Raw genomic sequence first — 25,625 nt, forward strand, 5'->3', positions numbered from 1 at the left:
GGAGGACATCCGGCCGCAGAAAGTCAGCGCGTGAACAGTGCAGCTATCAGCTCGGCAGGGTCTCGCGACGCGGGCCAGTCACTGACCTGCCCATCCCCCAGCTCCACAACGCGCCACGCGCCGTCTGAACGCCTCGTCAGGTCCACTGTCACGAACGGCAGCGCCAGGTCCGCCACCAGCGGCTCGACCTCCACCAGGTCCACCCCAGCCGGTACGTCGTCCGGTGTGTCCGGATGCGGAGTCACCAACACGCAGCGCCCGCCGACCCACCACGTCCGCGCCTCCACGCCGGTGAACTGCTCAAAGCGCCGTACGACGAACCCTCCGGCAAACGAGTCCTCCCGCAGCTCCAGGAACCGCCGTGCGACCCGCTCGACCGCGGCTGCATCCGCAACGTCCGGGATGTAGGCCGCCTCGTCCCAGTAGTGCTTCATCGACTTCACGTAGTCCCGCAGTACCGCAGGGCCCTCACCCAGCTCCCCCACCGCAGTCAGCAACGCGGCAACGTCATCCCCGACCGTCCACACCGACTCCGGCGTCACGAGCCGCAGACCGTCGTACCAGCCCGGCAACTCGTGCGCTGCCCGATAACTGTCCGCACCGGTCCGCAGCGCCACCCCACGCTCCTCGAGCGCGCCCGCGAACCCGTCGTACTGCCCGGTCGTCAGCATCCACCCGCGGTACACCACGTCCTCCCCCGCGGGCACCCCGTCCACACTGAGCGCGTCATGATCGATCCGCGCGACCGGCACTCCCAGCTCGCGCGCAGCCACTGCCTGCGCCGCGAAATGCGGGTCTACCCGCCGCATGTTCAAGGGGTCCCCAGGCACCAGCAACATGCCCTCATCCTCCCTGAATCACCCGCGTCGTGCGGGCCGTCAGGCGTGGCTCAGAGGTAGGTCTGGGTGCTGGGAGGTGCGGATTCCATCCAGGCGAGGACGCCGGTGAGGGCTTCTTCGGTCATCGCGAAGTGGACGGTGCGATCGCGGAGCTCGGCGTCGACGATGACGTGGCCGGCGTACGTGACGAGGGGCTCGTTGCCCATCGGGCGGCGGGTCTTGATGCCTTCGAGCTGGCGGCGGTTGACGGTCAGCTTGGGCCACCAGGCCAGGCTGAAGACGCGGAACCACTGCAGGTCGTCACCGACGTAGCGGGCCAGGCCGAGGGCCCAGCCGCGGCCGTGGTCCTTCTCGGCCAGTTGGAGGCTGCAATCGAAGGTGCCGCCGTCCCTGGTCAACCAGCGACGACGGCACGCGAAAGCGATGATCAGCAGTACGGCGGCAGCCAGACAGACCCCGACGACATCGAGGACTGTTCTCATACCCTGCCGACCCCATTTCCGGTGCCCACTTGATCCCGGCACCGCCGGAGAACCCGTACTGTCAGTGACGTTGTTCGATTATGGCAGGTGGGGTGAAGCCGTGATCGGCCCCACCCCACCCACGGTCGTTCAGGATGCTGTTTCGGCGGCCCGGACCCGGGCCTCGGCGGCGCGGACCTCGTCCGCGTCGGCCTCACCGGCGGTACCGGTCGCGAGCGCCTGCTCGAGCTCGCGACGGGCGTCCTCCAGGTCGATGTCGTGACCCAGCTCGGCGTTCTCGGCCAGGATCGACACCCGGTCGTTGGCCACCGAGATGAACCCGTCCGGAGCGGCCGCGACGAGGAACTCCCCGTCGACGGTCCGCACCTGGACGGTGCCGCCCTGCAGCAGACCCAGCAGCGGGGCATGGCCGGGGAGGATACCGACGTCACCGTCGGTGGTGCGGGCGATCACGATCGTCGCCTGCCCCTCCCAGACCACCCGCTCGGCCGCGACCAGCGCGACCTCGAGGTGCTTGCTGCTTTCCTCAGCCATTACAGCTCCTTCTGGAGCTCAGCCCAACGCCGCTCGACGTCGTCGAGCGAACCGACGTTGAAGAAGGCCTGCTCGGCGATGTGGTCGCACTCGCCGTCCGCGATCTTCTTGAACGACTCGATGGTGTCCTTCAGCGGCACCGTCGAACCCGGCGTGTTGGTGAACTTCTCCGCCATGTAGGTGTTCTGCGAGAGGAACTGCTCGATCCGGCGCGCGCGGGCGACGGTGATCTTGTCCTCTTCGGAGAGCTCGTCGACACCGAGGATGGCGATGATGTCCTGCAGTTCCTTGTTCTTCTGCAGGATCTGCTTCACCCGGACGGCCACGTCGTAGTGCTCCTGGCCGATGTACTGCGGGTCGAGGATCCGCGACGTGGAGGTCAGCGGGTCGACGGCCGGGTACAGACCACGCGACGCGATCACTCGCGAGAGCTCGGTGGTCGCGTCCAGGTGCGCGAAGGTGGTGGCCGGCGCCGGGTCGGTGTAGTCGTCGGCGGGCACGTAGATCGCCTGCATCGAGGTGATCGAGTGACCGCGCGTCGAGGTGATCCGCTCCTGCAGAACGCCCATCTCGTCGGCCAGGTTCGGCTGGTAACCCACGGCGCTGGGCATCCGGCCGAGCAGCGTGGAGACCTCGGAACCGGCCTGGGTGAACCGGAAGATGTTGTCGATGAAGAGCAGTACGTCCTGCTCCTTCACGTCGCGGAAGTACTCCGCCATCGTCAGCGCCGACAGCGCGACGCGAAGACGCGTGCCCGGCGGCTCGTCCATCTGGCCGAAGACGAGCGCGGTGTCCTTGAACACGCCCGCGTCTTCCATCTCGTGGATCAGGTCGTTGCCCTCACGGGTACGCTCACCGACCCCGGCGAACACCGAGGTGCCACCGAAGTTGTGGGCGATCCGGTAGATCATCTCCTGGATCATGACGGTCTTGCCGACACCCGCACCGCCGAACAGGCCGATCTTGCCGCCCTGCACGTACGGCGTGAGCAGGTCGAGCACCTTGATGCCGGTCTCGAGCATCTCGGTCTTGGACTCGAGCTGGTCGAAGGCCGGCGCCTTGCGGTGGATCGGCCAGCGCTCGGTGACCTCGAACTCGGACTCGTCCTGGTTCAGGCACTTGCCGGTCACCGACCACACGCGGCCCTTGGTGACGTCGCCGACCGGGACGGAGATCGCGGCGCCGGTGTCGCGCACCTGCGCGCCCCGGACCAGACCGTCGGTGGGCTTCATCGAGATCGCCCGGACGATGTTGTCGCCGACGTGCAGCGCAACCTCGAGGGTGATCGTCGTGGTGACCTCGGCCAAGGTGATGTCCACCTCGAGCGCGTTGTACATGTCCGGCATCGCGTCCGCGGGGAACTCGATGTCGACGACCGGGCCGATGACCCGGGCGACGCGGCCCACGGCACCCGCCGTACCGCTGTTGTCCTTCTCGGTAACCGTCGCTGTCATCTCTCTCACTCGCTCCCGGCGTTGGCGTCAGCCAGCGCGTTGGCGCCACCGACGATCTCGCTGATTTCCTGGGTAATGGCCGACTGCCGCACCTGGTTGTACTCGCGGGTCAGTCGTTCGATCAGATCCTGTGCGTTGTCCGTCGCGGACTTCATCGCACGCTGCCGGCTGGCCAGCTCGGAGGCCGCCGCCTGCAGCATGCAGTAGTGGATCCGGCTCGCGACGTACTTCGGCAGCAGCCCGTCGAGCACGTCCTCGGCGGACGGCTCGAACTCGTACAGCGGCAGCACGTCCTCGGCGGCCGGAGCCTCCTCGCCCTCGACGACCTCGAGCGGCAGCAGCCGGATGACGTCCGGCTTCTGGGTCAGCATCGAGACGAACCGGGTGAAGACGATGTGGATCTCGTCCACGCCGCCTTCCTCGGTCGGGGTCAGGAACGCCTCGATCAGGGCGTCGGCGACCTCCCGGGCCCGGGCGAACGTCGGCGCGTCGGACTCACCGCTCCACGACTGCGAGATCTCCCGCTGCCGGAAGGTGTAGTACGCGATCCCCTTGCGGCCGGTGACGTACGGCACGATCTCTTTCTCGTCCTCGCGCAGCAGCTGGTTCAGCCGCTCACCCTCCCGGATGACCGAGGACGAGTAGGCGCCGGCCTGGCCGCGGTCCGAGGTGATCAACAGCACCGCGGCACGCTTCGGGTTCGGCTTCTCCGTGGTCAGCGGGTGGTCGACGTTCGAGAACGTCGCCACCGCCGACACGGCACGGGTGAGCTCACGCGCGTACGGACCGGCCGCCTGGGCGCGTTGCTGCGCCTTGACGATCCGGGACGCCGCGATGAGCTCCATCGCACGGGTGAGCTTCTTGATCGTCGAGACCGAGGCCCGCCGATCCTTCAGCTCGCGTTGGGTTGCCGGCATGGACGATCAGCCCCGCTTCTGCCGGACGATCTGCTCCTGCTCGACATCCTCTTCGGCCAGGGCCTCGCTCTCCTCGCGCCCCACGAGCAGCTGCCCGTCGGAGGTCTGGAAGGTCGGCTTGAACGCGTCCAGCGCGGCCACCACGGCCTGCTGGGCGTCGTCCTCGAAGAGGTTCGACTCGCGGATCCCGTCGAGCACCTTGCTGTCCCGCCGCAGGTACTCGAGGAACTCACGCTCGAAGCGCAGCACGTCGTTGACCGGTACGTCGTCGAACTTGCCGGTGGTACCGGCCCAGATCGAGACGACCTGGTCCTCGACCGCGTACGGCGAGTACTGCGGCTGGCGGAGCAGCTCGACCAGACGCTGGCCCCGGTCCAGCTGACGGCGCGAGGTGGCGTCGAGGTCGGAGGCGAACATCGCGAAGGCCTCCATCGCGCGGAACTGCGCGAGGTCGAGCTTCAGCGTGCCGGAAACCTTCTTCATCGCCTTGACCTGCGCGGCGCCGCCGACCCGGGACACCGAGATACCGACGTCGATGGCCGGGCGGATGTTGGCGTTGAACAGGTCCGACTGCAGGAAGATCTGGCCGTCGGTGATCGAGATGACGTTGGTCGGGATGAACGCCGAGACGTCGTTCGCCTTGGTCTCGATGACCGGCAGACCCGTCATCGAACCGGCGCCGAGCTCGTCGCTCAGCTTCGCGCAGCGCTCGAGCAGACGGCTGTGCAGGTAGAAGACGTCACCCGGGTAGGCCTCACGGCCCGGCGGGCGGCGCAGCAGCAGCGACATCGAGCGGTAGGCCTCGGCCTGCTTGCTCAGGTCGTCGAACACGATCAGGACGTGCTTGCCCTGGTACATCCAGTGCTGGCCGATGGCCGAGCCGGTGTAGGGAGCGACGTACTTGTAGCCGGCCGGGTCGGACGCCGGGGAGGCGACGATGGTGGTGTACTCCATCGCGCCGGCCTCTTCGAGCGCGCCGCGCACGGAGGCGATCGTCGAGCCCTTCTGGCCGATGGCGACGTAGATGCAGCGAACCTGCTTCTTCGGGTCGCCGGACTCCCAGTTCGCCTTCTGGTTGATGATCGTGTCGACCGCGATCGCCGTCTTACCGGTCTTGCGGTCGCCGATGATCAGCTGACGCTGGCCGCGGCCGACGGGGATCATGCCGTCGATCGCCTTGATACCGGTCTGCAGCGGCTCGCGGACCTCCTGGCGGTCCATCACGCCGGCGGCCTGGAGCTCCAGGGCGCGGGTGCCGTCGATACCGTCGATCTCGCCGAGGCCGTCGATCGGCACGCCCAGCGGGTCGACGACGCGGCCGAGGTAGCCGTCGCCGACGGGCACGGACAGGACCTGGCCGGTACGCCGGACCTGCTGGCCCTCCTCGATGCCGCCGAACTCACCGAGTACGGCCACACCGATGTCGCGGACATCGAGGTTCAGGGCGATGCCCTTGGTGCCGTCCTCGAACTCGAGCAGCTCGTTGGTCATCGCCGAGGGCAGGCCCTCGACGTGCGCGATGCCGTCACCGGCGTCGATGACAGTGCCGACCTCTTCGCGGGCCGCTTCGGCCGGCTGGTAGTCGGTGACGAACCGATCCAGGGCGTCCCGGATCTCCTCCGGCCTGATCGTGAGCTCAGCCATTTCGTGTTTCCTGCTTCCTTGACCCTTGCTGGCCTGTTGTGGCTCTAAAGGCTTAGCCGTCCCTTAGCGCCGCTGTCTGTCGTTAAGGGGCGTTCAGCCCGCGATGCGCCGTTGCGCCTCGTCGAGCCTGGCCGCGATGGTTGCGTCGATCACTTCGTCACCGATGTCCACCCGGACGCCGCCGATCACCTTGGGGTCGACGATCACGTTCAGCTGGATGTCCCGGCCGTACTGGCGTCCGAGCGCCGTGGCGAGCCGCGTCCGCTCCGCCTCGGACAGGTCGGTGGCGACCCGCACCGTGGCGATGCTGGCGCTGCGCCGGGCGGCGGCCGCGACCTGGTACGAGCGCAGCGAGGCAGCGAAGCTGCGGCCCCGGCCGTCGACGGCCCGCTCGGCCAGTCGCACCGTGACCTCGTCGGCCTTGCCCCGCAGCAGTCCGGCCAGCAGCTCCTGCCGGGCGGACACCGGGATGTTGCGGTCGCTGAGCTTGTCGCTCAGTCCCCGCTCGGCCGCGACGATCCGGTCCAGCCGGAACAGCTCGTCCTCGACGTCGTCCAGCTTGCGCCGGCCGTCCGCGTAGGCCACCTCGGCCTCGACGCTGAGCTGGTCCAGCGCGTTGCCGAGATCGCGGCCGCTGACCCAGCGGCCGACCACGGCGGCGGTCAGGATCTCCTGCGCCTGGGCGGAGATCTTGCCACCGAACAACTGCTGGACGAGCGCGCTGCGCTGGTCCCGCGAACGGGCCGGGTCGGTCAGCGCGCGGCGCAACGCACCGGTGCTGTCCAGGAGCCGGGCCACCGAGAACAACTCGGCCCCCAGCCCCTCGGTGACGGCGGCACTCGCCAGGGCCTCCTGGGCCTTGGCGAGCGACTCGTTCGATGCGCCGCGCATCAGCCGTCCGTTCCGACGGCCGCGCGCGCCGACTCCGATGCCTCGAGCTCGGCCAGGAAGCGCTCGACGGTCCGGCGCTGCCGGGCCTCGTCCTCCAGCGACTCCCCGACGATGCGACCGGCCAGCGTGGTCGCCATCGTGCCGACCTCACCGCGCAGCGAGGCGACCGCCTGCGTCCGCTCGGCGTCGATCTGGGTGCGCGCGTGCGTGACGATCCGCTCGGCTTCGACGTTCGCCTGCTCGCGCATCTCCGCGATGATCTGCGCACCCTGCTCACGCGCGTCCTCGCGGATCTTCGCAGCCTCCGAGCGGGCCTCGGCCAGCTGCGCGTTGTACTTCTCCAAAGCCGCCTTCGCCTCGGCCTGGGCCTGCTTGGCCTCGTTCATCCCGCCTTCGATCGCCGCGGTCCGATCGGCGTACGCCTTCTCGAACTTCGGAACGACGACCTTGGCGAAGGCGATGGCCAGCAGGATCAGGAAGACGAAACCGAAGATGATCTCGGCGGTGTGCGGCAGCAGCGGGCTGGGGGTTTCCTCGCCCGCGGCTTCTGCCAGCGGTAGCACCAACGTCAACATGTCTTGATCCTGTCAGTCAGGGGTTGGGTCAGGCCTTCTGGAACACGAATGCCAGGGCGATACCGATGATCGCGAGAACCTCGGTGACGCCGAAGCCGATCCACGCGATCGACTGGAGCTTGTTCTGAGCCTCCGGCTGCCGCGCGGTGCCGTTGATGACGGCCGCGAAGATCAGGCCGACGCCGACGCCCGGGCCGATCGCCGCAAGGCCGTAACCGAGGACCGCGATGTTTCCGCCCATTTCGAGGGCCAGCTGAGAAACCATGGTTCCGGTGTTTCCTTTCAGTACGGATAGGGGCTATCCGGGTTTCCGTTTACTACGGGTCTGTGGGGTGGTGCTGGATCAGTGCTCGTCCGCGATCGCGGTACCGATGTACTGCGCGGTCAGGACGACGAAGATGTAGGCCTGGATGCACTGGACGAACAGCTCCAGCCCGGCGATCGCGAGGCCCATCAGGAAGGTCAGGACGCCGACGCCGCCGAGGGCGAGGTTGCCGGACTCGAAGACCATGTACTCGCCGCCGAGCACGAACACCAGCAGCAGGATGTGACCGGCGAACATGTTCGCGAACAGCCGCAGGCTCAGCGAGATCGGCCGGACCAGGATGTTCGAGATGAACTCGATCGGGATCATCAGCGGCATCAGCCAGACCGGCACGCCGGCCGGCATCGTCTGGTGCTTGAAGTAGCCCCAGAGGCCCTTCCGCTTGATCCCGACCGCGTTGTAGATGACCCAGCTCATCACCGCGGCCACGTAGGCCCAGCCGATGTGGCTGAAGGTCGGGAACTGGAACAGCGGGATGCTGGCCGCGACGTTGTTCAGCAGGATGAAGAAGAACAGGCCGCACAGGTAGGGCACGAACCTCATGTAGTCGTGGCTACCGATCGCGTCGCGCGCGATCGAGTTGCGGACGAAGTTGTAACCCAGCTCGCCGGCGAACTGCAGCTTGCTCGGCACCACCGCGGCCTTGCGGGACGCACCCCAGAAGAACCAGATGATGACGACGACCGTCAGCGCGGCCACCAGCACGGGCTTGGTGAACCAGTCCACGCCGTGAATGATCGGCGGGGTGTCGAAACTCTGTGGACCGGGCGGGGAAAACTCGGTCGGAACGCCGGCAATCACCGGGTCTCCTCTCGCGTCGTGCTCAAGTCGGACGCCTTGTGGCAAAGGGCAGGGCGGCTCAGGGCATGGCGGTCAACAACGTCAGACCCGGTGCGGATCGGACCGTTCCCCGAAGGGATCAGGACCGCGACCCGTACCGGTAGTTCAACAGCAGGATGGTGAGCCCGGCACCGAGCACGATGCCCACCAGTACTAGAAACTGAGTGCCGAACAAGCGATCCAGGCCGAATCCGATGCCCCCGTACAGCAGGACACCGCCGATCAAGTAGGACAGGACCCGCCAGCCGTCGCCCGAATTGCGGGGTGATGGCTTCGGATCCTTGTGCTCGCTCATTGGCACCCGAAAGGTACCAGCCCGCGACACGCCGGGTCACATCGGCACCCGCGACCTCGATCACAGGCCCAAAACCGTTACAGGGCGTGGTCATGGGTTCACCTCGTTGTCGAGGTCGTAGATCGGCACCCGCAGCCGCGACCAGGCCCACATCTCGCCGGCCATCCAGCCCAGCACCACGATCATCGCGACGATGCCCAGCACGGTGAGATTCACGTGCCTGGCAAGGCTGTCCGAGCTGATCGCCAGCGCCAGCAGACCGCCGAAGATCGCGATCCGTCCGGTGTACGACGCCATCGCCATCGCCAGCTGCATCTGCGGAGACGCATGCCGCGAAAGGTGCAGCGCGAACAGCCCCAGGCCGGAGAAGACGATCACCATCAGCAACCCGAGCAGCGCGCCCCACAAGCCCTTGAGGCCGGCCGCAACGGCCGAGACCGCGGCGGCATTGAGGCCGACCACGAGCGCGGCGACCAATGCGCCGCGCAGCATCGCCAGCGCCGGGTGCCGAGTGACTTGGCCGGCTGCTTTCGGGCTTTGGGCTGTGGGAGCCATCTGGTGGTTCCGTCCTGCGGGCGACCAGGTCTCGCGGCCAGGTCGTCGGGTGGGCGGGGTCAGGGGTGTCAAAGTTCTTTGCTGGTGCTTGTGAAAACTAGCACAAAGTCTGCACCGTCAGCAAAACGAGTCCCCTGCCGCTGTACAGGCACACCTTATCGGTAGCCCACACACCCCAGTGGTCTGGTCCCCGCCCGGACTCAGCCAACCACCTTCAGGGCATCCATGGTCAGCTCACAACGGTCCAGCCGACCGGTCAGCGTTCGCAACGCCATGGCGGTCTCCACCGGATGCTTCCGCCAGTTGCCCAACCGATCCCGAAGGCCCGGATCCACCACGAAATCGGTCGCCGGAACGCCTGCCTGCTCGACGAACCAGAACGCCACCAATCGGTACGGCGGATCGGCCGGACCGTCCTCGGGCGGTGCGCACCGGTCGATCCGGGCGATCGATGCGGCCAACTGACCGGCCACGTCCATCGTGTTCGAGGCGTTCCGTTGGGCGCCGACGGCCAACTGGATCGAGGTCGGACTGTTGGCGACCACCTCGCTGGCCAGCGTGAACGGGAAGAGTTCTGGTCCCGCGGCCGCGGCGACTCGTTCGACCTGGGCATGGACCGCCGCGAGATCAGGCCCGTGTTCGGCCAGCAGGCAGACCCGGACGTGACCGTCTTGGCAGACCACGTGCGGGGTCGCGACGACAAGGGCCGGGACCGGAACCACGATCGCCGCGGCGACAACGCCGGCGGTGGCCCACAGCGCCGTCGTACGGCGGGATTTGTCTTGGCGTAGCCAGACCAGTGCGACTGAGGCGATCGCGGCGGCCACGACCAATCGAATGACGGCGAGCCAGGAATTCCAGGCGGCTTCTCCGGAGGGAATTGCTGACATTCCGGCGAATGGCAGGAAGGAAAGCCAACGGGACTCGCCGCCGGTCAGTCGCACGGCTCCGATCACGGCTATCCAGCCGACGGCGGCGACGGCCAGCACTGTGCGCGGCCGGTACGACGTGACGCCGGCCGAGACCGCGGTCGCGATCGCTGCGACCCAGGCAGCGGGCACGATCAGGAAGAGGATCGACGGCGAGTCCTCCGCCGTACGGAGAGACCAGATCAGCAAGGGCATCAGGCCGAGCAGCCAACCACCCGTCGCGGCCGCAACCGCGGTCCGCACGACCGGAACGCGGCTGGGCTTCCGCGAGGCGGCGTACAGGAGGACGGTCAGTGTCAGCAGCGGCAGGATCACGATCAGCGTGGAGGCCATCAGCCGGGTTGTCTCGGCCCAGGTGGCGTAACGCCAGTCGGTCAGCCGGCGGCCGGTGACGAGTGCGGTCGGCAGCGCTGTCGCGACCACGAGCAGCGCAGAACCCAACCAGGACAAGCGATTGCGGAACATCTCGACCTTTCGTCAAGACCGGACGGCGCCCGGGAGCGGGACAGGGGACCACCCCCGGACGCCGTACGGCAGAGATCAAACCGAGGTGCGAATCAGCACTCGGTCTGCTTGGCGCCCTCGATCGTGCGCTCACTGCCGGAACTGTCGAGACGGCCGTAGTACGTTCCGCGGCCGGCCTCCGCGCAGTCGTCCAGCGACGTCAGTTCGAAGTTGACGCCGCTCTTCTTCGCGGTGTTCACGACGCCGTCGACACCCCAGTAGGACTTCTTGAGCTCGAGGGTCAACGTCACCGTGCCGGTGCAACCACGCCGACTGCCGCTCACCCAGACATTGGCGCCGTTGTTGTCCGGCGGGGCGACGTACAGCGCACATGCCTGCACGGAATCCGTTGCAGCGTTGGCCGCTACGGCCACGCCCCCGAGGGCCGCCGCACCGAGCGTCGTCGCCGCCACTGCCCGCACAAATACTCGCTTCATGATTCTCACCTTTCCGTTGGGAGGCAGAACAACGTCGGTCAGCACTCGTCGTTCTTCGGGCCCTGCCGGCTGCCGCCGTCGGAGCCCTTGGTCTTCCCGTAGAACTCGCCGTGGTTGCCGGCCTCGGAGCAGGTGGTCTTCGCGGTCACGTCGAAATTGACGCCAGTGTCGCTCTTGCTCGCCTTGACGGGGTCGACGCCCCAGTAGCCCCTGTACAGCTCGGTCGTCAGCCGGACGGTGTTGGTGCACCCGCGCCGGCCACCGGTCACCCAGACGTAGCCCCTGACCTGGGAGTCGGGAGGCGCGACCGAGATAGTGCAGGCCTGCACAGAGTCCGTCGCGGCATTGGCCGCCACCGACACGCCCCCGAGGGCCGCCGCACCGAGCGTCGTCGCCGCGACTGCCCGTACCAGTACTCGCTTCATGAATCTCACCTTTCCGTTGGGAGGAACGGCAAGACCATTTCAAGGGAGCGTATGACCCAGACAGGTACAAACTGGTACAAGCGGGCTAATTGCAACAACGTGCAACCGCCCGAATTGCAGCAACCTGCAATTTCAGACTTTGCTGAGGGGTTTTGCGGCGGCTCTGCGCTTCGGGATGCCGGTGGTGAGGACGACCGCGATGACGGCGATGGTGAGGACGATGAGGGCGGTCCACCAGGTGAGGACTAGGCCGAGGACCACGACGCCGAAGGCGATCAGGATGGTCCACAGGTACATCAGGAGGACGGCTCGGCGGTGGGAGTGGCCGCGTTGCATGAGGCGGTGGTGGAGGTGGAGCTTGTCGGCGGCGAAGGGTGAGCGGCCGGCTTTGGTACGGCGGACGTAGGCCATCGTCAGGTCCAGGGCGGGGATGGCCAGGACCGCGATCGGTAGGACGAGTGGCAGGAGTGCGGGGAGGAGGCTGGAACCGCCTACCTCGTACGGGACGGCGTACGGGTCCATCTGGCCGGTGAGGCTGATGGTCGACACGTGCGGAGAGAAGATGTGCGACAGGAAGCCGAGGCATCAGCCTCGAAGTCCACCACGCCGTACTTCGCCACCAGTCTTACGGCTATGCCTCCGACGAAGGAGGTGAGGAGAGTGACGCCGGCGGCGAAGCAGCCGCCGATGTCGCCGTCAGTGAAGCATTTGAGGTCGTCGGTGATGCCGAGTTCGTCGGCGGCGACCTTGACGAGGACCTTGACGACCTTCTTGATGACGTCATCGGGTCGGCGACATCGAGGATCGGGTCGACGCTGATGAAACGGCCCAACTGCGGGTCGCGCTCGCAGGCGCCAAGGTGGGTCGGGCCCGTCGATTCATCCTCGACACCGTTAACGACTTGCCCGAATAAGCGAACCGGGGGCGCCGACCATCAGCGCCCCCGGCGTGGCAACTCATTGCCTGGGAACTGGCTTTACGAAGCTGTCCATTCGGATTCACGAATAGCTTCAATCATCTCCATATGCGTCCCCACAGGAGGATCTCCGATCATTTCACTCAAGAAGTTCTCTGTATCTTCGTCCAGGTTCTGGCCGGGCAGCCAAACAGATTCACATTCTGGGCACAGGAGAAAAGATTTTACCGATCTTCTTGATTCGATAAGCAATCTTCATTGTCGCGGCCAACTCACCGGGAATGCGGAAACTACTTCATTCTCTTCGCGAGGCGGCTCTTCACGTCTGGATCTGACTAACGGCCGTACCTGCCGATCATCCGAGAAGACGTGTTTTCAACCCTCACATTCAGCCACCTGGGTTGGCATATCAATTAGCCCGCCTATCTGCAACACGCAGACAACTGATAACCATCGCGGGCTCATCAGACATCCAGACCATATATCCATGCGACGGAAGGCTTAGCAACGCAAACTGCAATGAGTCACCGTTGTAAGCATTCAAGTCATTCACCACCCGACCGAGCCCAGACGCGGCGGCATCGCCTCGCTCCACAGACTCCTCGAAACGCTGTCGATAGAGCCGCAACCAGTGCGACCGATCTCCGACATCGAAGACAATATCCTCGTTTCGAGCAACATCAAACGCTGGTTCCCAGTCCCGCGCCTCTAGATTTGAGCGATCCAGATAGGAACGAACAAGGTCAATGAAGCGACTTCCGCTCACGCTGGTCATCGTAGACGGTCAACTCCTCGAACTGGGCCAAAGATGAATACTTCTGACCTCATTGAAGTAGTCGGGTGACTCCACCTCCGGCCACTACCAGGGCAACGGACAGCGCACGTTTGAGCACCACGAAAATCCCCCACCGCCAGGCCGTCCCCCAGACGGCGCCTCACTTCTGTCGCCCCCGACAGAGTTCAGTGTGCCCAACGAGTTGCGGTTATGGCCAATTTTCAGACTTTGCTGAGGGGTTTTGCGGCAGCGCGGCGTTTGGGGATGCCGGTGGTGAGGACTACGGCGATGACGGCGATGGTGAGGACGATGAGGGCGGTCCACCAGGTGAGGACTAGGCCGAGGACTACGACGCCGAAGGCGATCAGGATGGTCCACAGGTACATCAGGAGGACGGCTCGGCGGTGGGAGTGGCCGCGTTGCATGAGGCGGTGGTGGAGGTGGAGTTTGTCGGCGGCGAAGGGTGAGCGGCCGGCTTTGGTACGGCGGACGTAGGCCATCGTCAGGTCCAGGGCGGGGATGGCCAGGACCGCGATCGGTAGGACGAGTGGCAGGAGTGCGGGGAGGAGGCTGGAACCGCCTACCTCGTACGGGACGGCGTACGGGTCCATCTGGCCGGTGAGGCTGATGGTGGACGCGGCCAGCATCAGGCCGATGAGGAGGGCGCCGGAGTCGCCCATGAAGACCCTTGCGGGGAAGAAGTTGTGCGGCAGGAAGCCGAGGCAGGCGCCGGCCAGGGCGACTGTGATGAGGGTTGAGGTGGTGGCGCGGTCCAGGTCCTGCTCGACGTTCAGGAGGTAGGAGTAGGTGAAGAACGCTAGGGCGCCGATCGCTGTGACGCCGGCGGCTAGGCCGTCTAGGCCGTCTACGAAGTTCACGGCGTTGCAGGAGACCAGGAGGATGCCTGCGGTGATGACGGCTAGGAGGGCGGCTGAGGGTGAGACGACGCCGCCGGGGAGCGGGAGCCAGTACAACTGGATGCCTTGGACAACCATTACGCCGACAGCGAGGACCTCGCCGGCGAGCTTGGTGATCGCGTCGAGTTCGTAGAGGTCGTCGATCACGCCGACCGCGCAGATCACCACGCCGCCGATCAGGATCGCCCGGCCGTCGTGGGCGACCTGCAGGCTGTCGCCGAGGAACGGCAGGCTGGAGGCGACCGCGAAGGCGGCGATCAGGCCGCCGAGAATCGAGACGCCGCCGAAGTACGGGATCGGGACCTTGTGCACGTCCCGGGCGCGGACCTTGGCCACGGCGCCGTACCGAAGTGCGATCTGCCGGGCCACACCGGTCAGCAGGAAGGTCGTGGCCATCGCCACGAACAGGACCAGCAGGTACTCGCGCACTAGTCCGCAGGCCTCACATCAGGGTTGGCAGCCTTCTCATCCACCTTGGACGCCTCAGCAGCACCTTCGGTTGGCTTGTCGTCCACAGGCTTGTCGACGGCAGCCTCGGCGGGCTTCTCGTCGGCAGGCTTGTCCGCGGGCGTTTCGTCGGCCGGCTTCTCGTCCGCGGGCTTGTCGTCCGTGGATGTCTCGACGGCGGCCTCGGCGGGCTTCTCGTCCGCGTCGGCGGGCTTGTCCTCGGTGACGGCGTCGGCCGGCTTGGCGTCCGTGGGGTTGTCGACGGGTGCCTCTGCCTCGGTGGGGGGTTCTTCGTCGGTGGTTATTTCGGGGACTACTTCGCGGAGTTGGGCCAGGGAGAGGGCTCCTAGGCGGACTACGCGGGGGGTGTCGGTGGTGATGTCGACGATGGTGGAGGGTTCGCCGCCGGTGACTTCGCCGCCGTCGAGGTACACCGCGACTGTGTCGGCTAGTTGGTCTTCGGCGTCGTAGACGTCCAGGGCTGCGGGGCGGCCGCTCTTGTTGGCGGAGCTGACGGCCAGGGGGCCGGTGCGGGAGAGGAGTTCGCGGGTGTTCTCGTGGTCGGGGACGCGGAGGGCTACGGTGCCCTGGGTCTCGCCGAGGTCCCACATGAGTGAGCCTTGGGCGTGGCAGATCACGGTCAGCGGGCCGGGCCAGAACTTCTCGCAGAGTTTGCGGCCGGCCTCGGGGACGTCGGTGGCGAGCGCGTCGAGCGACTCGACCACCGAGATCAGTACCGGCGGCGGCATGTCGCGGCCGCGGCCCTTGGCGTCCAGGAGCCGCTGGACGGCGTCGGACTTGAAGGCGTCCGCGGCCAGTCCGTAGACGGTGTCGGTCGGCAGGACCACCAGGTCGCCGGCCTCGATGGCGTCCACTGCGGCACGGTACGCCGGGGCCAGTTCGTCACCCGTGAAATCGAAGCGCTCACTCACGCACCGAATCGTGCCACTCACCCGGCTCCGCGCCTAAACCGGCCCGACTTCCGGGCAAACCTGACCGTCAATTGTTAATTTCCCGACCAACCAGGCCCCGACCTCCCTAGGATCCCGGACATGACTGTGACGCGTGAGTTCCTCGAAGGGCTGCCGAAGGCCGAGTTGCATGTCCATCACGTCGGTTCCGCCTCGCCGCGGATCGTCGCCGAGCTGGCCGCGCGGCACCCCGGATCGCCGGTGCCGGCCGACCCGGCCGCGCTGGCCGAGTACTTCCAGTTCACCGACTTCGCGAAGTTCATCGAGATCTACCTGAGCGTCGTCGACCTGATCAAGACGCCCGACGACGTCCGGCTGCTGACGTACGAGATCGCCCGCGAGATGGCCGGGCAGAACCTCCGGTACGCCGAGCTCACCGTGACGCCGTACACGTCGCAGCTGCGCGGGATCGCGCCGGAGGCGTTCTGCGAGGCGATCGAGGACGCCCGGACCGCCGCCGAGAAGGAGCTGGGGATCACCCTGCGGTGGATCTTCGACATCCCCGGTGAGGCCGGTCTCGCGGGCGCCGAGGAGACGCTCCGGGTCGCGACCAAGATCCGTCCCGAGGGGCTGGTCGGATTCGGGCTCGGCGGCCCGGAGATCGGCGTACCGCGGCCGCAGTTCCGGCCGTTCTTCGACGAGGCCATCGCGGCCGGGCTGCACAGTGTGCCGCACGCCGGTGAGACGACCGGACCGGAGACGATCTGGGACGCCCTGCGGGTACTGCGTGCCGAGCGGATCGGCCACGGTACGTCGACCATGCAGGACCCGGCCCTGGTCGACTACCTGGGTGAGCACCGGATCCCGCTCGAGGTGAGCCCGACCTCGAACCTCGCCACCCGCGCGGTCGCGTCGTACGACGTGCACCCGCTGAAGGCGATGGTCGAGGCCGGACTGGTCGTCACGATCAACTCCGACGACCCGCCGATGTTCAGCACCACGCTGACCAACGAGTACGCCGTTGCCGCGGACCTGCTCGGTCTGGACAACGCAGGGGTCGGCGAGCTCGCCAAGACCGCCGTACGGGTGTCCTTCGCCGAGGACTCGCTGAAGGACACCCTGACGGCCGAGATCGACCAGTACGTCGCCGCGAACAGCTAGGCGACGTCTAGATCGCGTCGAAGTACCAGCGCTGGCAGGCGCCGCCGTGGAACGGCCAGATGATCACGTCGGCTCCTGCTGCCGCGCTGCAGCCCGCGACGTCGAGTGACTTGCCACTACCGACGCCGAGGATCTGATACGCGCCGTTCGAGAGCGCACTGATCCGCCACTGCTGACAGGTGTTGGTAGAGCTCGGCGCAAGCTGCACAGGCCTGGCGTCCGTGGTCACACAGCCACTGACCTCGACGGCGTTTCCGGTGTTGCTGTCGACGATCTTGTAGACGTTGTCGGTGACCGCAGTGACCTGCCAACGCTGACAGGGGCTGCCTGCGACGCGGTCCCACATCCGGATGTCGGTGCCCTGGCAGTTGACGACGTCCAGGTCCTTGCCGAGCTCGCTGCGGATCCGGTACGTGCCGTTGGGCACGCTGACCGGGCGGAGCTTGAACTGCTGGGTCGCAGCACCAGTGAACGGCTGCTGCTCGAGTGTCGCCGGGTGTGCGCCCGCATCCGTCATGGCCAGTCCGGACAGCGTGTTGATGATGCCGTAGACGTCGCCACCGAGCGGGTGCAGTGTCCAGCGCATGCCGTCCTGGCCGTTGCACGAATACTGCAGCACCTTCGTGCCCGGCGCCGTGCCGCTGAAGGCGCTGTCTGCACACTTGCCGCTGTTGACGTTCTGCAACTGCCAGCCCGTCTCGTACTGGAACCGCCACTGCTGGCTGGTCGCACCACTACGCGGTCGGTGACTCAGGTTCGCCAGGTTGGCCGTCGAACCGTCGACCACGTCGATCGCCTCGCCACTGGACGGACTGACGAACTCGTAGATCTGTCCGTGCCGTGGGCCGGGCCGCGGGTCCGGAGTGGCGCTCTTGATCAGCCAGTCGCTGTTGGCGAGGTTCCAGTGCGTGGCGAGGTAGCTGCCGGCCGGCGGGTTGGTGTTGAAGTAGTCGTCCTTGTTGCAGTCCAGCAACCGGTCGTTGTCCTTGTCGGCGCACACCACGCGGGTGTCGGAGCCGTAACACATCAGGTCGTACTCGTCGTTGCAGTGCCCGTTGTAGTTGGGCGCAGACGACTGTACGGCGCCCAGATTGTGCCCGAGCTCGTGCGCAGCGGCGTTGAAGCCCCAGCAGTTCGCCGACGCGTCCACGCGGGCGTAGCCGGTGTTGTTGTTGTTCGCGTTGTCCAGGCCCGGCCGGTCGTCGCCGTACAGGGTCCCGACGCCACAGACCTTCTGAGCGTCCGCGTAGACGAGGTACTTGCGGGTGCTGTCCTTGTAGCCGAGGTTCTGCAGTGCGGTGACCATGGAGTTCCAGGTCTCCAGCCCACCGGTCGGTACGACGGCCTCCTTGACGTTCACCTGGCAGCCACCGGACACCGCGTCCGTGACGTACCGGATGTGCCGGCTGGCACCGGTCTGGAACGCACTGTCGTTGTAGGCCGCGTCGATCTCGTGGGACCACGCCCGGAACGACGGCAGGAACAGCTGCAACCGACTGGCCTGCTGCGACTCCCGCGCGTACAGAACCTGCACTCGCTTACCAGCCACGCCATTGCCGTCGCAGACGATCGCATTGGCAGCCATGGTGGCGTCCGCAACCGCCTTCGGCAGCGGCTTCGCCTTCTCACTCAGATCGGCGTTCGGAAGCACCTCAGGACCGCGCGTGCACTGGTCGATACCAGCCAGCTCCAGCCGCTGCATGCCCGCACACAGCTCAGCCTCGGTCTTCGGCTTCGGACTCGGTGGTGCGGCTTGCGCCGGGGTCAGCATCGGCGTACTGATCGCCAGCGCGACCGTCGCGGCCAGAACCCCCAGTTTTGACAGGACGGACCTCACGCGTCACTCCTCACCCGCGGCCGGTCCGACCGTCAGCAGGCGGCTGACAGTGGGCGGCGAACCAACCACGATCCACGCCATCCTGTGCGATCACAGGTTCAAGAGCGAGACCTTCGACCGTGATGACAACGTTTAGCCACGGCCGGGGCGGGTTACAGGAGACACCGTGATGACCCAGGGGTGGTACGACGTCGTCGACCGGGTTCGCGCGTTCTGGATGGTGAAAGGGGCGCGGGCTGAGCTGGTGCTCGCGGGGGTTCTGCTGGTGCTCGCCGTAGTGGCGTTCGAGCTCTAGACCCTGCGGCCGGTCGCGAACCTGTTGCGCCCGGCCAAGTCCAACTGGTCGCGGACCTCGGTGAAGTGGCCGGTGGCGGCGAAGACTGCGGGAGCCGACTCGCCTTGCACGTCGGCGTGTTCGCAGGCGAACCAGCCGCCTGGCTTGAGCAGGCGGGCTGCGGTCACCGCGACGACCTTGACCTCGTCCAGGCCGTCGTCGCCGGACCAGAGCGCCAGCGCCGGGTCGTGGTCGCGAACCTCAGCGGTGACCGACTCCCAGGCTGTCAGCGGGATGTACGGCGGGTTGCTGATCACCGCATCGGCCAGACCGTTGAGCTCGGGCAGGCAGCCGTCGATGTCGCCCTCGTGCAGGGTGGCGCCGGTGCCGGCCAGGTTGCGGCGGGCCCAGACGCACGCCTCGGGTGACAGCTCGACCGCATGTACGACGGCATCCGGGCGCTCGGTCGCGACCGCACCGGCGATCGCACCGGAACCCGAGCACAAGTCGATCACCAGCGGGGACTTCACGGCGGCGATCCGGTCGAGGATCCAGCCGACCATCACCTCGGTCTCCGGCCGCGGTACGAACACCCCCGGTCCGACGGCAAGCTCGCGGTACCGAAAGGCCGCCGTACCGGTCAGGTGCTGCAGCGGCTCGCGGGCAGCGCGCCGCGCAATCAACTCGGCATAGGTACGGCGCTCCGCGTCGGAAGGCTCGCGAAGGTTCAGCCGCGAAGAGCCGGTGACGAACGCGAGCAGCTCGGCCGCGTCGAACTCAGGTGACGCGACGCCGGCCGCCCGGAGCTGGTCTGCGGCCGCGGCGATCAAAGCCTTCACTGGGAGTCGACGGCCTCGAGACGTGCGGCCAGGTCGGCCTCGGTGAGCGCCTGGATGACCGGTGCGAGGTCGCCGCCGAGCACCTGGTCGAGGTTGTGCGCCTTGTAGCCGACCCGATGGTCGGAGAACCGGTTCTCCGGGAAGTTGTAGGTACGCACGCGCTCGGAGCGGTCGACGGTCCGGATCTGCGACCGGCGGGCGTCGGACGCCTCCTGGTCGGCCGCCTCCTGCGCCGCCGCCAGCAACCGCGACCGCAGCACGCGCATGGCCTGCTCACGGTTCTGCAGCTGGGACTTCTCGTTCTGCATCGAGACGACGATGCCGGTCGGCAGGTGGGTGATCCGGACGGCGGAGTCGGTCGTGTTGACGCTCTGCCCACCGGGACCGGACGAGCGGAAGACGTCGATCCGCAGGTCGTTCACGTCGATCTCGACATCGACGTCCTCGGCCTCCGGCAGCACCAGGACACCGGCCGCGGACGTGTGGATCCGGCCCTGCGACTCGGTCACCGGCACCCGCTGCACCCGGTGCACGCCGCCTTCGAACTTCAGCTTCGCGTACGGCGCCTCGCCCGGCTCCGGCGTGCCTTTCGCCTTCACCGCGACCGTGATCGACTTGTACCCGCCGAGGTCGGACTCGGCCGAGTCGATCACCTCGGTCTTCCAGTTCTGCGACTCGGCGTACTTCAGGTACATCTTCAGCAGGTCCCCGGCGAACAGCGCGGACTCGTCGCCGCCCTCACCGGCCTTGATCTCGAGGATCGCGTCCTTGTCGTCACTCGGGTCGCGCGGCACCAGCAGCATCTGCAGCTTCTCGGCCAGCTCGTCGCGCCGATGGGCCAGCTTCACGGCCTCGTCGGCGAACGCCGGGTCCTCGGCCGCCAACTCACGAGCCGCCTCGATGTCGTCGGCCGTCTGCAGCCACTCGTCATACGTCCGTACGACGGGCGCCAGGCCGGCGTACCGCTTGCCGACGCGTCGCGCGTTCGCCTGGTCGGAGTGCAGCTCCGGGTCGGACATCTGCCGCTCCAGCTCGGCGTACTCCGCCTTGAGCGTCTGAACCGCCTCGAACATTGCGCACTCCTCCTCTCGGGGAACTCCTGGACAGACAAACCGCGCGCCGGTCCACCCCCGTGAGGGCAGACCGGCGCGCGGTAGGACGCCTACTTCTTGGCGTAGCGCTTCTCGAAGCGAGCGACCCGGCCGCCGGTGTCGAGGATCTTCTGCTTGCCGGTGTAGAACGGGTGGCACTGCGAGCACACGTCGGAGTGGATCGCGCCGCTCTCCGCGGTGGAACGCGTCGTGAACGACGCGCCGCAGGAACAGGTCACCTTGGTGTCCACGTAGGTCGGGTGGATGTCGCTCTTCAAGACAATCTCCTAGGAATCAGGTGCTCCGGGTCGTCCACGGCGTGAACGTGAACCGGAACCGACGTACCAGTCTGCCACTTTCACGCGGCGGACCGGTAATCGAGGGTGGAATCAGTCGCCGTTGGTGGTGCTGTGGGTCGAACCGGCCGACGGGGTGGTCTTGTTGACCTGGAGCAGGAACTCGATATTCGACTTGCTCTCCTTGAGCTTGCCGATCAGCAGCTCCAGGGCGGCCTGGCCGTCGAGGGCGGACAGCACCCGGCGCAGCTTCCAGACGACCTGGGTCTCGTCCTTCGACATCAGCAGCTCCTCGCGGCGGGTGCCGGAGGCGACGACGTCGATGGCCGGGAAGATCCGCCGGTCGGCGAACTCGCGGCGCAGCCGGAGCTCCATGTTGCCGGTGCCCTTGAACTCCTCGAAGATCACCTCGTCCATCTTCGAGCCGGTCTCGATCAGCGCGGTGGCGAGGATGGTCAGCGAGCCGCCGTCCTCGATGTTGCGGGCCGCACCGAAGAACCGCTTCGGCGGGTAGAGCGCCGAGGAGTCGACACCACCGGACAGGATCCGGCCGCTGGCCGGGGCCGCGATGTTGTACGCGCGGCCGAGCCGGGTGATCGAGTCGAGCAGCACGACCACGTCGTGGCCGAGCTCGACCAGCCGCTTGGCGCGCTCGATGGCCAGCTCGGCGACCGTGGTGTGGTCGTCGGCCGGGCGGTCGAAGGTGGAGGCGATGACCTCACCCTTGACCGTGCGCTGCATGTCGGTGACCTCTTCGGGCCGCTCGTCCACCAGCACCACCATCAGGTGCACTTCGGGGTTGTTCGTGGTGATCGCGTTCGCCAGCGCCTGCAGCACCATCGTCTTACCGGCCTTCGGCGGCGAGACGATCAGGCCGCGCTGGCCCTTGCCGATCGGGCTGACGATGTCGACGATCCGGGTGGTCAGCACGCCGGGCTCGGTCTCCAGCCGGAGCCGCTCGGTCGCGTACAGCGGGGTCAGCTTGTTGAAGTCCTGACGCTGCTTGGCGATCTCCGGGTCCGACCCGTTCACGGTGTCGATCCGGACCAGCGGGTTGAATTTCTCCTTGCGCTCACCCTCCTGCGGCTGCTTCACCGCACCGGTGATCGCGTCACCCTTGCGCAGGCCGTACCGCTTGACCATCGAGAGGGCGACGTACACGTCGTTCGGGCCGGGCAGGTAGCCGCTCGTCCGGACGAACGCGTAGTTGTCCAGTACGTCGAGGATGCCGGCGGCCGGGACGAGCACGTCGTCCTCGCTGATCGTCGGCTCCGGGTCGAACCGCTCGCCGCGACCGCGGTTGCGGCCGGAATCCCGGCCCGAGTCCCGGCCGGTGTCGCGGCCCGAATCACGCCCGGACGTGGCCGGCTGACCGTCGCGGTTGCGGTCCCGGTCGCGGCCCCGGCGGCGACGACGACGGCTGTCGCCCTCTTCGCCACTCTGCTCCTGCTGCCGGTCCTGCTGACGGTTGTCGCGGCCGGAATCGCGGTTCTGGTCCCGGTTCCCATCACGGTTGCCGTCGCGGTTCTGGTTGTTGCGGTCCCGGTCGCGGCCCTGGTTCTCGCGGTCGCCGCCCCGGTTGTCCCGGTTCGCGTCGCGGTTCTGGTTGTCGCGCTGGGCGTCCCGGTTGCGGCCCTGGTTCTCGCGGTTGCGGTCCCGGCCCTCCCGGTTCTGCTCGCGGTCGGCCGGCTGCTCGGCGCGGGCCTCGACGGCCGTCCCGTTCTGCGCAGCCTGTACGGCGGGCGCCTCGACGGCCGGAGTCTCCACGGCCCGGGGCGCGGCGGCCTGAGTCTCGACCGGCGCCTTGCGCTCGGCCGTCTTCGGGGCCTCGGCCACCGGAGTCTCCTCGGCCGTGGCCGCGGCGGCGGCGCGGGTCCGGCGGCTGCCGCCCTCACGCTTGGCCGGAGCCTGCTTCGCGGCGGGCGCCTCGGCGCTCTCGTCGAGCGTCGGCTGCGTCGCCTTCGCCCGCGATCCACCCGCGGAACCGCCCGTCTGGGCGGCCTTGATCGCCTCGATCAGCTGGCCCTTGCGCAGTGCGCCGGTGCCCTTGATGCCGAGCGTCCCGGCGAGCTGCTTGAGCTCGGGGAGCAGCATGCCCTCGAGGCCGCCACCAGCCTTGCGGCGACGCGTCGCGGTACCAGCCGCGGCGTCGGAGCTGGAGGCTTCAACAGTTTCTGTCACGTGAGGTCCTTCCCACACGGATCGTCGAGGTGCGACCGCACCATCGACCGTTTCATCGCCCACGACCGAACGAATTGGCACGTGGGGTTCAAGAGGCTCTCGCTCGATCTGAGTCCCCCCGGACATCCCCGGCGCAGGCGGCGCAAGATCACGTTCACAGGGGGTCGCCACACAACACAGGGTGCCGGGAGCACAGCCCGGATCGTGACGAGAGTTCGCCGATCGCCTGGAGGGGATCGGGTGAGTCGAGACTAGCACCCCGCAGGGTCGTCCGCCTGACTCGAGGGGTACAACGCGTGTCAGTTCCTCGCTATTCCCTGCCTCACCCGGCCTCCATCGACCAGACCTGTACGCCCACTGGATCGACGCGCAGGTCGTGCCGCTCCCAGCCGTCCGGCGGTACCGGACAGGTCCGCTCAGGGCCGCCCACTACCAGAACCGTCGGCCCGGCCCCGCTGATGATCGCGGCCAGCCCACTCCCCCGCAGCTTGTGCACGAGCGCCAGACTCTCCGGCATCGCCGGCTCCCGGAACTCCTGATGCAGCCGGTCCTCGGTCGCCGTCAACAGCAGATCCGGCCGCTGCGTCAGGGCGACGACCAGCAACGCCGCCTTGCCCGCATTCGCCGCTGCATCCCCATGCAGTACGGCGCTCGGCAGCAACCCACGCGCTTCTTTCGTCAACACGCGGTTCGCCGGAACGTACGCGACCGCGCCAAGACCGTCCGAAGGGTCCAACCGGACTGCCCGACCGTCCTCACCATCGAGCCAGGCAACGGTGAATCCGCCGTACACGGCCGCTGCCACGTTGTCCGGATGACCTTCGATCTCGTTCGCCAACCGGAGCAGCCGCTCCCGATCCACCGGCTCACCAGCAAGCCCGTACGCCGCGGCGAGTCCGCCGACAATCGCGGCCGACGACGACCCGAGCCCACGCCCGTGCGGAATCCGGTTCTCACACCGCAACGTGAACCCGGGGACCTGCACTCCGAGCGCGTCGAGACCAGCCCGGATCGACCGCACCACAAGGTGCGACTCGTCCCGCGGTACGTCGTCCGCCCCTTCCCCGGTCACCTGCACGGTCACCCCGGATCCGCCCGGGGTAACGACCAGTTCGTCGTACAAGCTCAGCGCAAGCCCGAACGCGTCGAACCCAGGCCCCAGATTCGCGCTGGTAGCAGGCACACGCACCCGCACCTGGTTGCAGGGCCGGCGGTCGCTGCCCTGCCCCGCCCGGTCGCTGCGGGCGCTCACCTCTCCGCCCACCTCAGACGAGACCGGCGACGCGGGCGACCGCATCAGTGTCGGCGGGTGTGACCGGAGTCTCGTTCACCTTGGCGTGGTCGAGGGCGGTGTCGATGTCTTTCAGGCCGTGGCCGGTGACGGTGATCACCACGGTTGAGCCGCCGGGCAGCCAGCCCTGGGCCTTCGCGTGGAGGAGACCGGCGACTCCGGCCGCCGATGCCGGCTCGACGAAGACGCCCTCGTTGGCGGCGAGCTCACCCTGGGCGGTGAGGATCTGGTGGTCGGTGAGCATCTCGATCCGGCCGCCGGACTCGTCGCGGGCGGCTTCAGCGAGCGTCCACGACGCGGGGTTGCCGACGCGGATCGCAGTCGCCACGGTGTCCGGCTTCTCGACGATCGCGCCGCGCACGATCGGCGCCGCGCCCTCGGCCTGGAAACCCCACATCTGCGGCTTCTTCGTGGCCAGCTTGTCCTTCGCGTACTCCTGGTAGCCCTTCCAGTAGGCCGCGATGTTGCCCGCGTTGCCCACCGGCAGCAGGTGCAGGTCCGGTGCGTCACCGAGCGCGTCGCAGACCTCGAACGCCGCGGTCTTCTGACCCTCCAGGCGAACCGGGTTCACCGAGTTCACCAGCGCGACCGGGTAGTGCTTGCCGAGCTCACGCACGATCCGCAGGCAGTCGTCGAAGCTGCCGTCGATCGAGACCAGCTTGGCCCCGTGGACGACAGCCTGGGCCAGCTTGCCCTTGGCGATCCGGCCGGCCGGGATCAGCACCAGCGGCAGCATTCCGGCCCGGACGGCGTACGCCGCGGCCGACGCCGAGGTGTTACCGGTCGAGGCGCAGACGACCGCCTTGTCGCCGGCCTGCGCGGCCAGTGAGATGGCCATCGTCATCCCGCGGTCCTTGAACGAGCCGGTCGGGTTGTTGCCCTCGACCTTGAGCCAGACCTCGCAGTTGGTCTGCTCGCTCAGCCACTGCGCGGCCACCAGCGGCGTACCGCCCTCGCCGAGCGTGACCACCGGAGTGTCCGTCGAGACCGGGAGCCGGTCGCGGTATTCCTCGATCACGCCACGCCACTGGTGAGCCATTGTT

At 67.5% G+C, this 25,625-nt stretch carries 27 protein-coding genes and 1 pseudogene; 2 read left to right on the forward strand and 26 right to left on the reverse strand.

Annotation, left to right across the window (positions count from 1 at the left end):
* Positions 1-23: 23 nt before the first annotated feature.
* From ACFTSF_RS25195 to ACFTSF_RS25285, 19 genes and pseudogenes are all read right to left on the reverse strand, one after another.
* Positions 24-839 (reverse strand): ATP-grasp domain-containing protein, encoded by an 816-nt coding sequence (locus ACFTSF_RS25195; protein ID WP_380156064.1) that lies wholly within the window; start codon positions 837-839, stop codon positions 24-26.
* A 50-nt stretch (positions 840-889) separates the two neighbouring features.
* Positions 890-1,321: a DUF2550 domain-containing protein gene (locus ACFTSF_RS25200; RefSeq protein WP_344154731.1), complete on the reverse strand. Its 432-nt coding sequence runs from the start codon at positions 1,319-1,321 to the stop codon at positions 890-892.
* Between the two features lie 129 nt (positions 1,322-1,450).
* On the reverse strand, positions 1,451-1,855 hold the full coding sequence (locus ACFTSF_RS25205) for a F0F1 ATP synthase subunit epsilon (RefSeq protein ID WP_344154729.1): 405 nt from the start codon (positions 1,853-1,855) through the stop codon (positions 1,451-1,453).
* Positions 1,855-3,309, reverse strand: coding sequence for a F0F1 ATP synthase subunit beta (atpD, locus tag ACFTSF_RS25210; protein ID WP_344154726.1), 1,455 nt, complete (start codon positions 3,307-3,309; stop codon positions 1,855-1,857). The genes ACFTSF_RS25205 and atpD overlap by 1 nt, the downstream gene beginning before the upstream one ends.
* 5 nt (positions 3,310-3,314) lie before the next feature.
* Positions 3,315-4,226 carry a F0F1 ATP synthase subunit gamma gene (locus ACFTSF_RS25215; protein ID WP_344154723.1) on the reverse strand — a complete coding sequence of 304 codons (912 nt, stop codon included), beginning with the start codon at positions 4,224-4,226 and terminating at the stop codon, positions 3,315-3,317.
* Between the two features lie 6 nt (positions 4,227-4,232).
* Positions 4,233-5,870: a F0F1 ATP synthase subunit alpha gene (gene atpA, locus ACFTSF_RS25220; RefSeq protein ID WP_344154720.1), complete on the reverse strand. Its 1,638-nt coding sequence runs from the start codon at positions 5,868-5,870 to the stop codon at positions 4,233-4,235.
* A gap of 93 nt (positions 5,871-5,963) precedes the next feature.
* A complete protein-coding gene (locus ACFTSF_RS25225; RefSeq protein ID WP_380156065.1) occupies positions 5,964-6,761 on the reverse strand; it encodes a F0F1 ATP synthase subunit delta in 798 nt (265 codons plus the stop codon).
* On the reverse strand, positions 6,761-7,336 hold the full coding sequence (locus ACFTSF_RS25230) for a F0F1 ATP synthase subunit B (RefSeq protein WP_380156066.1): 576 nt from the start codon (positions 7,334-7,336) through the stop codon (positions 6,761-6,763). Before ACFTSF_RS25230 ends, ACFTSF_RS25225 begins: the two co-directional genes overlap by 1 nt.
* Before the next feature lie 28 nt (positions 7,337-7,364).
* Positions 7,365-7,601, reverse strand: coding sequence for an ATP synthase F0 subunit C (gene atpE / locus ACFTSF_RS25235; RefSeq protein ID WP_380156067.1), 237 nt, complete (start codon positions 7,599-7,601; stop codon positions 7,365-7,367).
* A 78-nt stretch (positions 7,602-7,679) separates the two neighbouring features.
* A complete protein-coding gene (gene atpB / locus ACFTSF_RS25240) occupies positions 7,680-8,462 on the reverse strand; it encodes a F0F1 ATP synthase subunit A (protein ID WP_380156068.1) in 783 nt (260 codons plus the stop codon).
* Between the two features lie 118 nt (positions 8,463-8,580).
* Entirely contained in the window at positions 8,581-8,796 is a 216-nt protein-coding gene (locus tag ACFTSF_RS25245) for a hypothetical protein (protein ID WP_380156069.1), read from the reverse strand.
* 90 nt (positions 8,797-8,886) lie between these two features.
* Positions 8,887-9,351, reverse strand: a complete 465-nt coding sequence (locus tag ACFTSF_RS25250; protein ID WP_380156070.1) for a hypothetical protein — start codon at positions 9,349-9,351, stop codon at positions 8,887-8,889.
* Between the two features lie 200 nt (positions 9,352-9,551).
* The gene (locus tag ACFTSF_RS25255; RefSeq protein ID WP_380156071.1) at positions 9,552-10,745 is read right to left on the reverse strand and encodes a hypothetical protein; all 1,194 of its coding nucleotides are present in this window, start codon (positions 10,743-10,745) and stop codon (positions 9,552-9,554) included.
* A gap of 92 nt (positions 10,746-10,837) precedes the next feature.
* On the reverse strand, positions 10,838-11,221 hold the full coding sequence (locus ACFTSF_RS25260) for a hypothetical protein (protein ID WP_380156072.1): 384 nt from the start codon (positions 11,219-11,221) through the stop codon (positions 10,838-10,840).
* Between the two features lie 38 nt (positions 11,222-11,259).
* Positions 11,260-11,646 carry a hypothetical protein gene (locus ACFTSF_RS25265; RefSeq protein ID WP_380156073.1) on the reverse strand — a complete coding sequence of 129 codons (387 nt, stop codon included), beginning with the start codon at positions 11,644-11,646 and terminating at the stop codon, positions 11,260-11,262.
* A 132-nt stretch (positions 11,647-11,778) separates the two neighbouring features.
* A pseudogene (locus ACFTSF_RS25270) lies at positions 11,779-12,231 on the reverse strand (undecaprenyl/decaprenyl-phosphate alpha-N-acetylglucosaminyl 1-phosphate transferase); the annotation flags it as partial.
* A 740-nt stretch (positions 12,232-12,971) separates the two neighbouring features.
* Positions 12,972-13,328 carry a hypothetical protein gene (locus ACFTSF_RS25275; RefSeq protein WP_380156075.1) on the reverse strand — a complete coding sequence of 119 codons (357 nt, stop codon included), beginning with the start codon at positions 13,326-13,328 and terminating at the stop codon, positions 12,972-12,974.
* Positions 13,329-13,558: 230 nt separating this feature from the next.
* The gene (locus ACFTSF_RS25280) at positions 13,559-14,683 is read right to left on the reverse strand and encodes a glycosyltransferase family 4 protein (RefSeq protein WP_380156077.1); all 1,125 of its coding nucleotides are present in this window, start codon (positions 14,681-14,683) and stop codon (positions 13,559-13,561) included.
* Entirely contained in the window at positions 14,683-15,633 is a 951-nt protein-coding gene (locus tag ACFTSF_RS25285) for an L-threonylcarbamoyladenylate synthase (RefSeq protein WP_380156079.1), read from the reverse strand. Before ACFTSF_RS25285 ends, ACFTSF_RS25280 begins: the two co-directional genes overlap by 1 nt.
* A gap of 120 nt (positions 15,634-15,753) precedes the next feature.
* On the opposite strand from ACFTSF_RS25285, the gene ACFTSF_RS25290 reads away from it, so the two are divergent.
* A complete protein-coding gene (locus ACFTSF_RS25290) occupies positions 15,754-16,773 on the forward strand; it encodes an adenosine deaminase (protein WP_380156081.1) in 1,020 nt (339 codons plus the stop codon).
* Between the two features lie 7 nt (positions 16,774-16,780).
* On the opposite strand, the gene ACFTSF_RS25295 is transcribed toward ACFTSF_RS25290, so the two are convergent.
* The gene (locus ACFTSF_RS25295) at positions 16,781-18,610 is read right to left on the reverse strand and encodes an RICIN domain-containing protein (RefSeq protein ID WP_380156082.1); all 1,830 of its coding nucleotides are present in this window, start codon (positions 18,608-18,610) and stop codon (positions 16,781-16,783) included.
* A 166-nt stretch (positions 18,611-18,776) separates the two neighbouring features.
* On the opposite strand from ACFTSF_RS25295, the gene ACFTSF_RS25300 reads away from it, so the two are divergent.
* Complete coding sequence (locus ACFTSF_RS25300; protein ID WP_344154683.1) at positions 18,777-18,905, forward strand: hypothetical protein; 129 nt, start codon at positions 18,777-18,779, stop codon at positions 18,903-18,905.
* On the opposite strand, the gene prmC is transcribed toward ACFTSF_RS25300, so the two are convergent.
* The 6 genes from prmC to thrC all read right to left on the reverse strand — a co-directional run bounded on the left by prmC (position 18,902) and on the right by thrC (position 25,621).
* Complete coding sequence (gene prmC / locus ACFTSF_RS25305; RefSeq protein ID WP_380156084.1) at positions 18,902-19,723, reverse strand: peptide chain release factor N(5)-glutamine methyltransferase; 822 nt, start codon at positions 19,721-19,723, stop codon at positions 18,902-18,904. The genes ACFTSF_RS25300 and prmC overlap by 4 nt on opposite strands.
* A complete protein-coding gene (prfA, locus tag ACFTSF_RS25310) occupies positions 19,720-20,796 on the reverse strand; it encodes a peptide chain release factor 1 (protein WP_380156086.1) in 1,077 nt (358 codons plus the stop codon). The genes prmC and prfA overlap by 4 nt, the downstream gene beginning before the upstream one ends.
* Before the next feature lie 89 nt (positions 20,797-20,885).
* Complete coding sequence (gene rpmE, locus ACFTSF_RS25315) at positions 20,886-21,092, reverse strand: 50S ribosomal protein L31 (RefSeq protein ID WP_344154674.1); 207 nt, start codon at positions 21,090-21,092, stop codon at positions 20,886-20,888.
* 111 nt (positions 21,093-21,203) lie between these two features.
* A complete protein-coding gene (gene rho, locus ACFTSF_RS25320; protein WP_380156087.1) occupies positions 21,204-23,291 on the reverse strand; it encodes a transcription termination factor Rho in 2,088 nt (695 codons plus the stop codon).
* 322 nt (positions 23,292-23,613) lie between these two features.
* Positions 23,614-24,543: a homoserine kinase gene (thrB, locus tag ACFTSF_RS25325; protein WP_380156089.1), complete on the reverse strand. Its 930-nt coding sequence runs from the start codon at positions 24,541-24,543 to the stop codon at positions 23,614-23,616.
* 13 nt (positions 24,544-24,556) lie between these two features.
* Positions 24,557-25,621 (reverse strand): threonine synthase, encoded by a 1,065-nt coding sequence (gene thrC / locus ACFTSF_RS25330; protein ID WP_380156090.1) that lies wholly within the window; start codon positions 25,619-25,621, stop codon positions 24,557-24,559.
* Positions 25,622-25,625: the final 4 nt, after the last annotated feature.

This window comes from Kribbella sp. NPDC056951, assembly GCF_042674205.1.
Lineage (GTDB): Bacteria > Actinomycetota > Actinomycetes > Propionibacteriales > Kribbellaceae > Kribbella > Kribbella yunnanensis.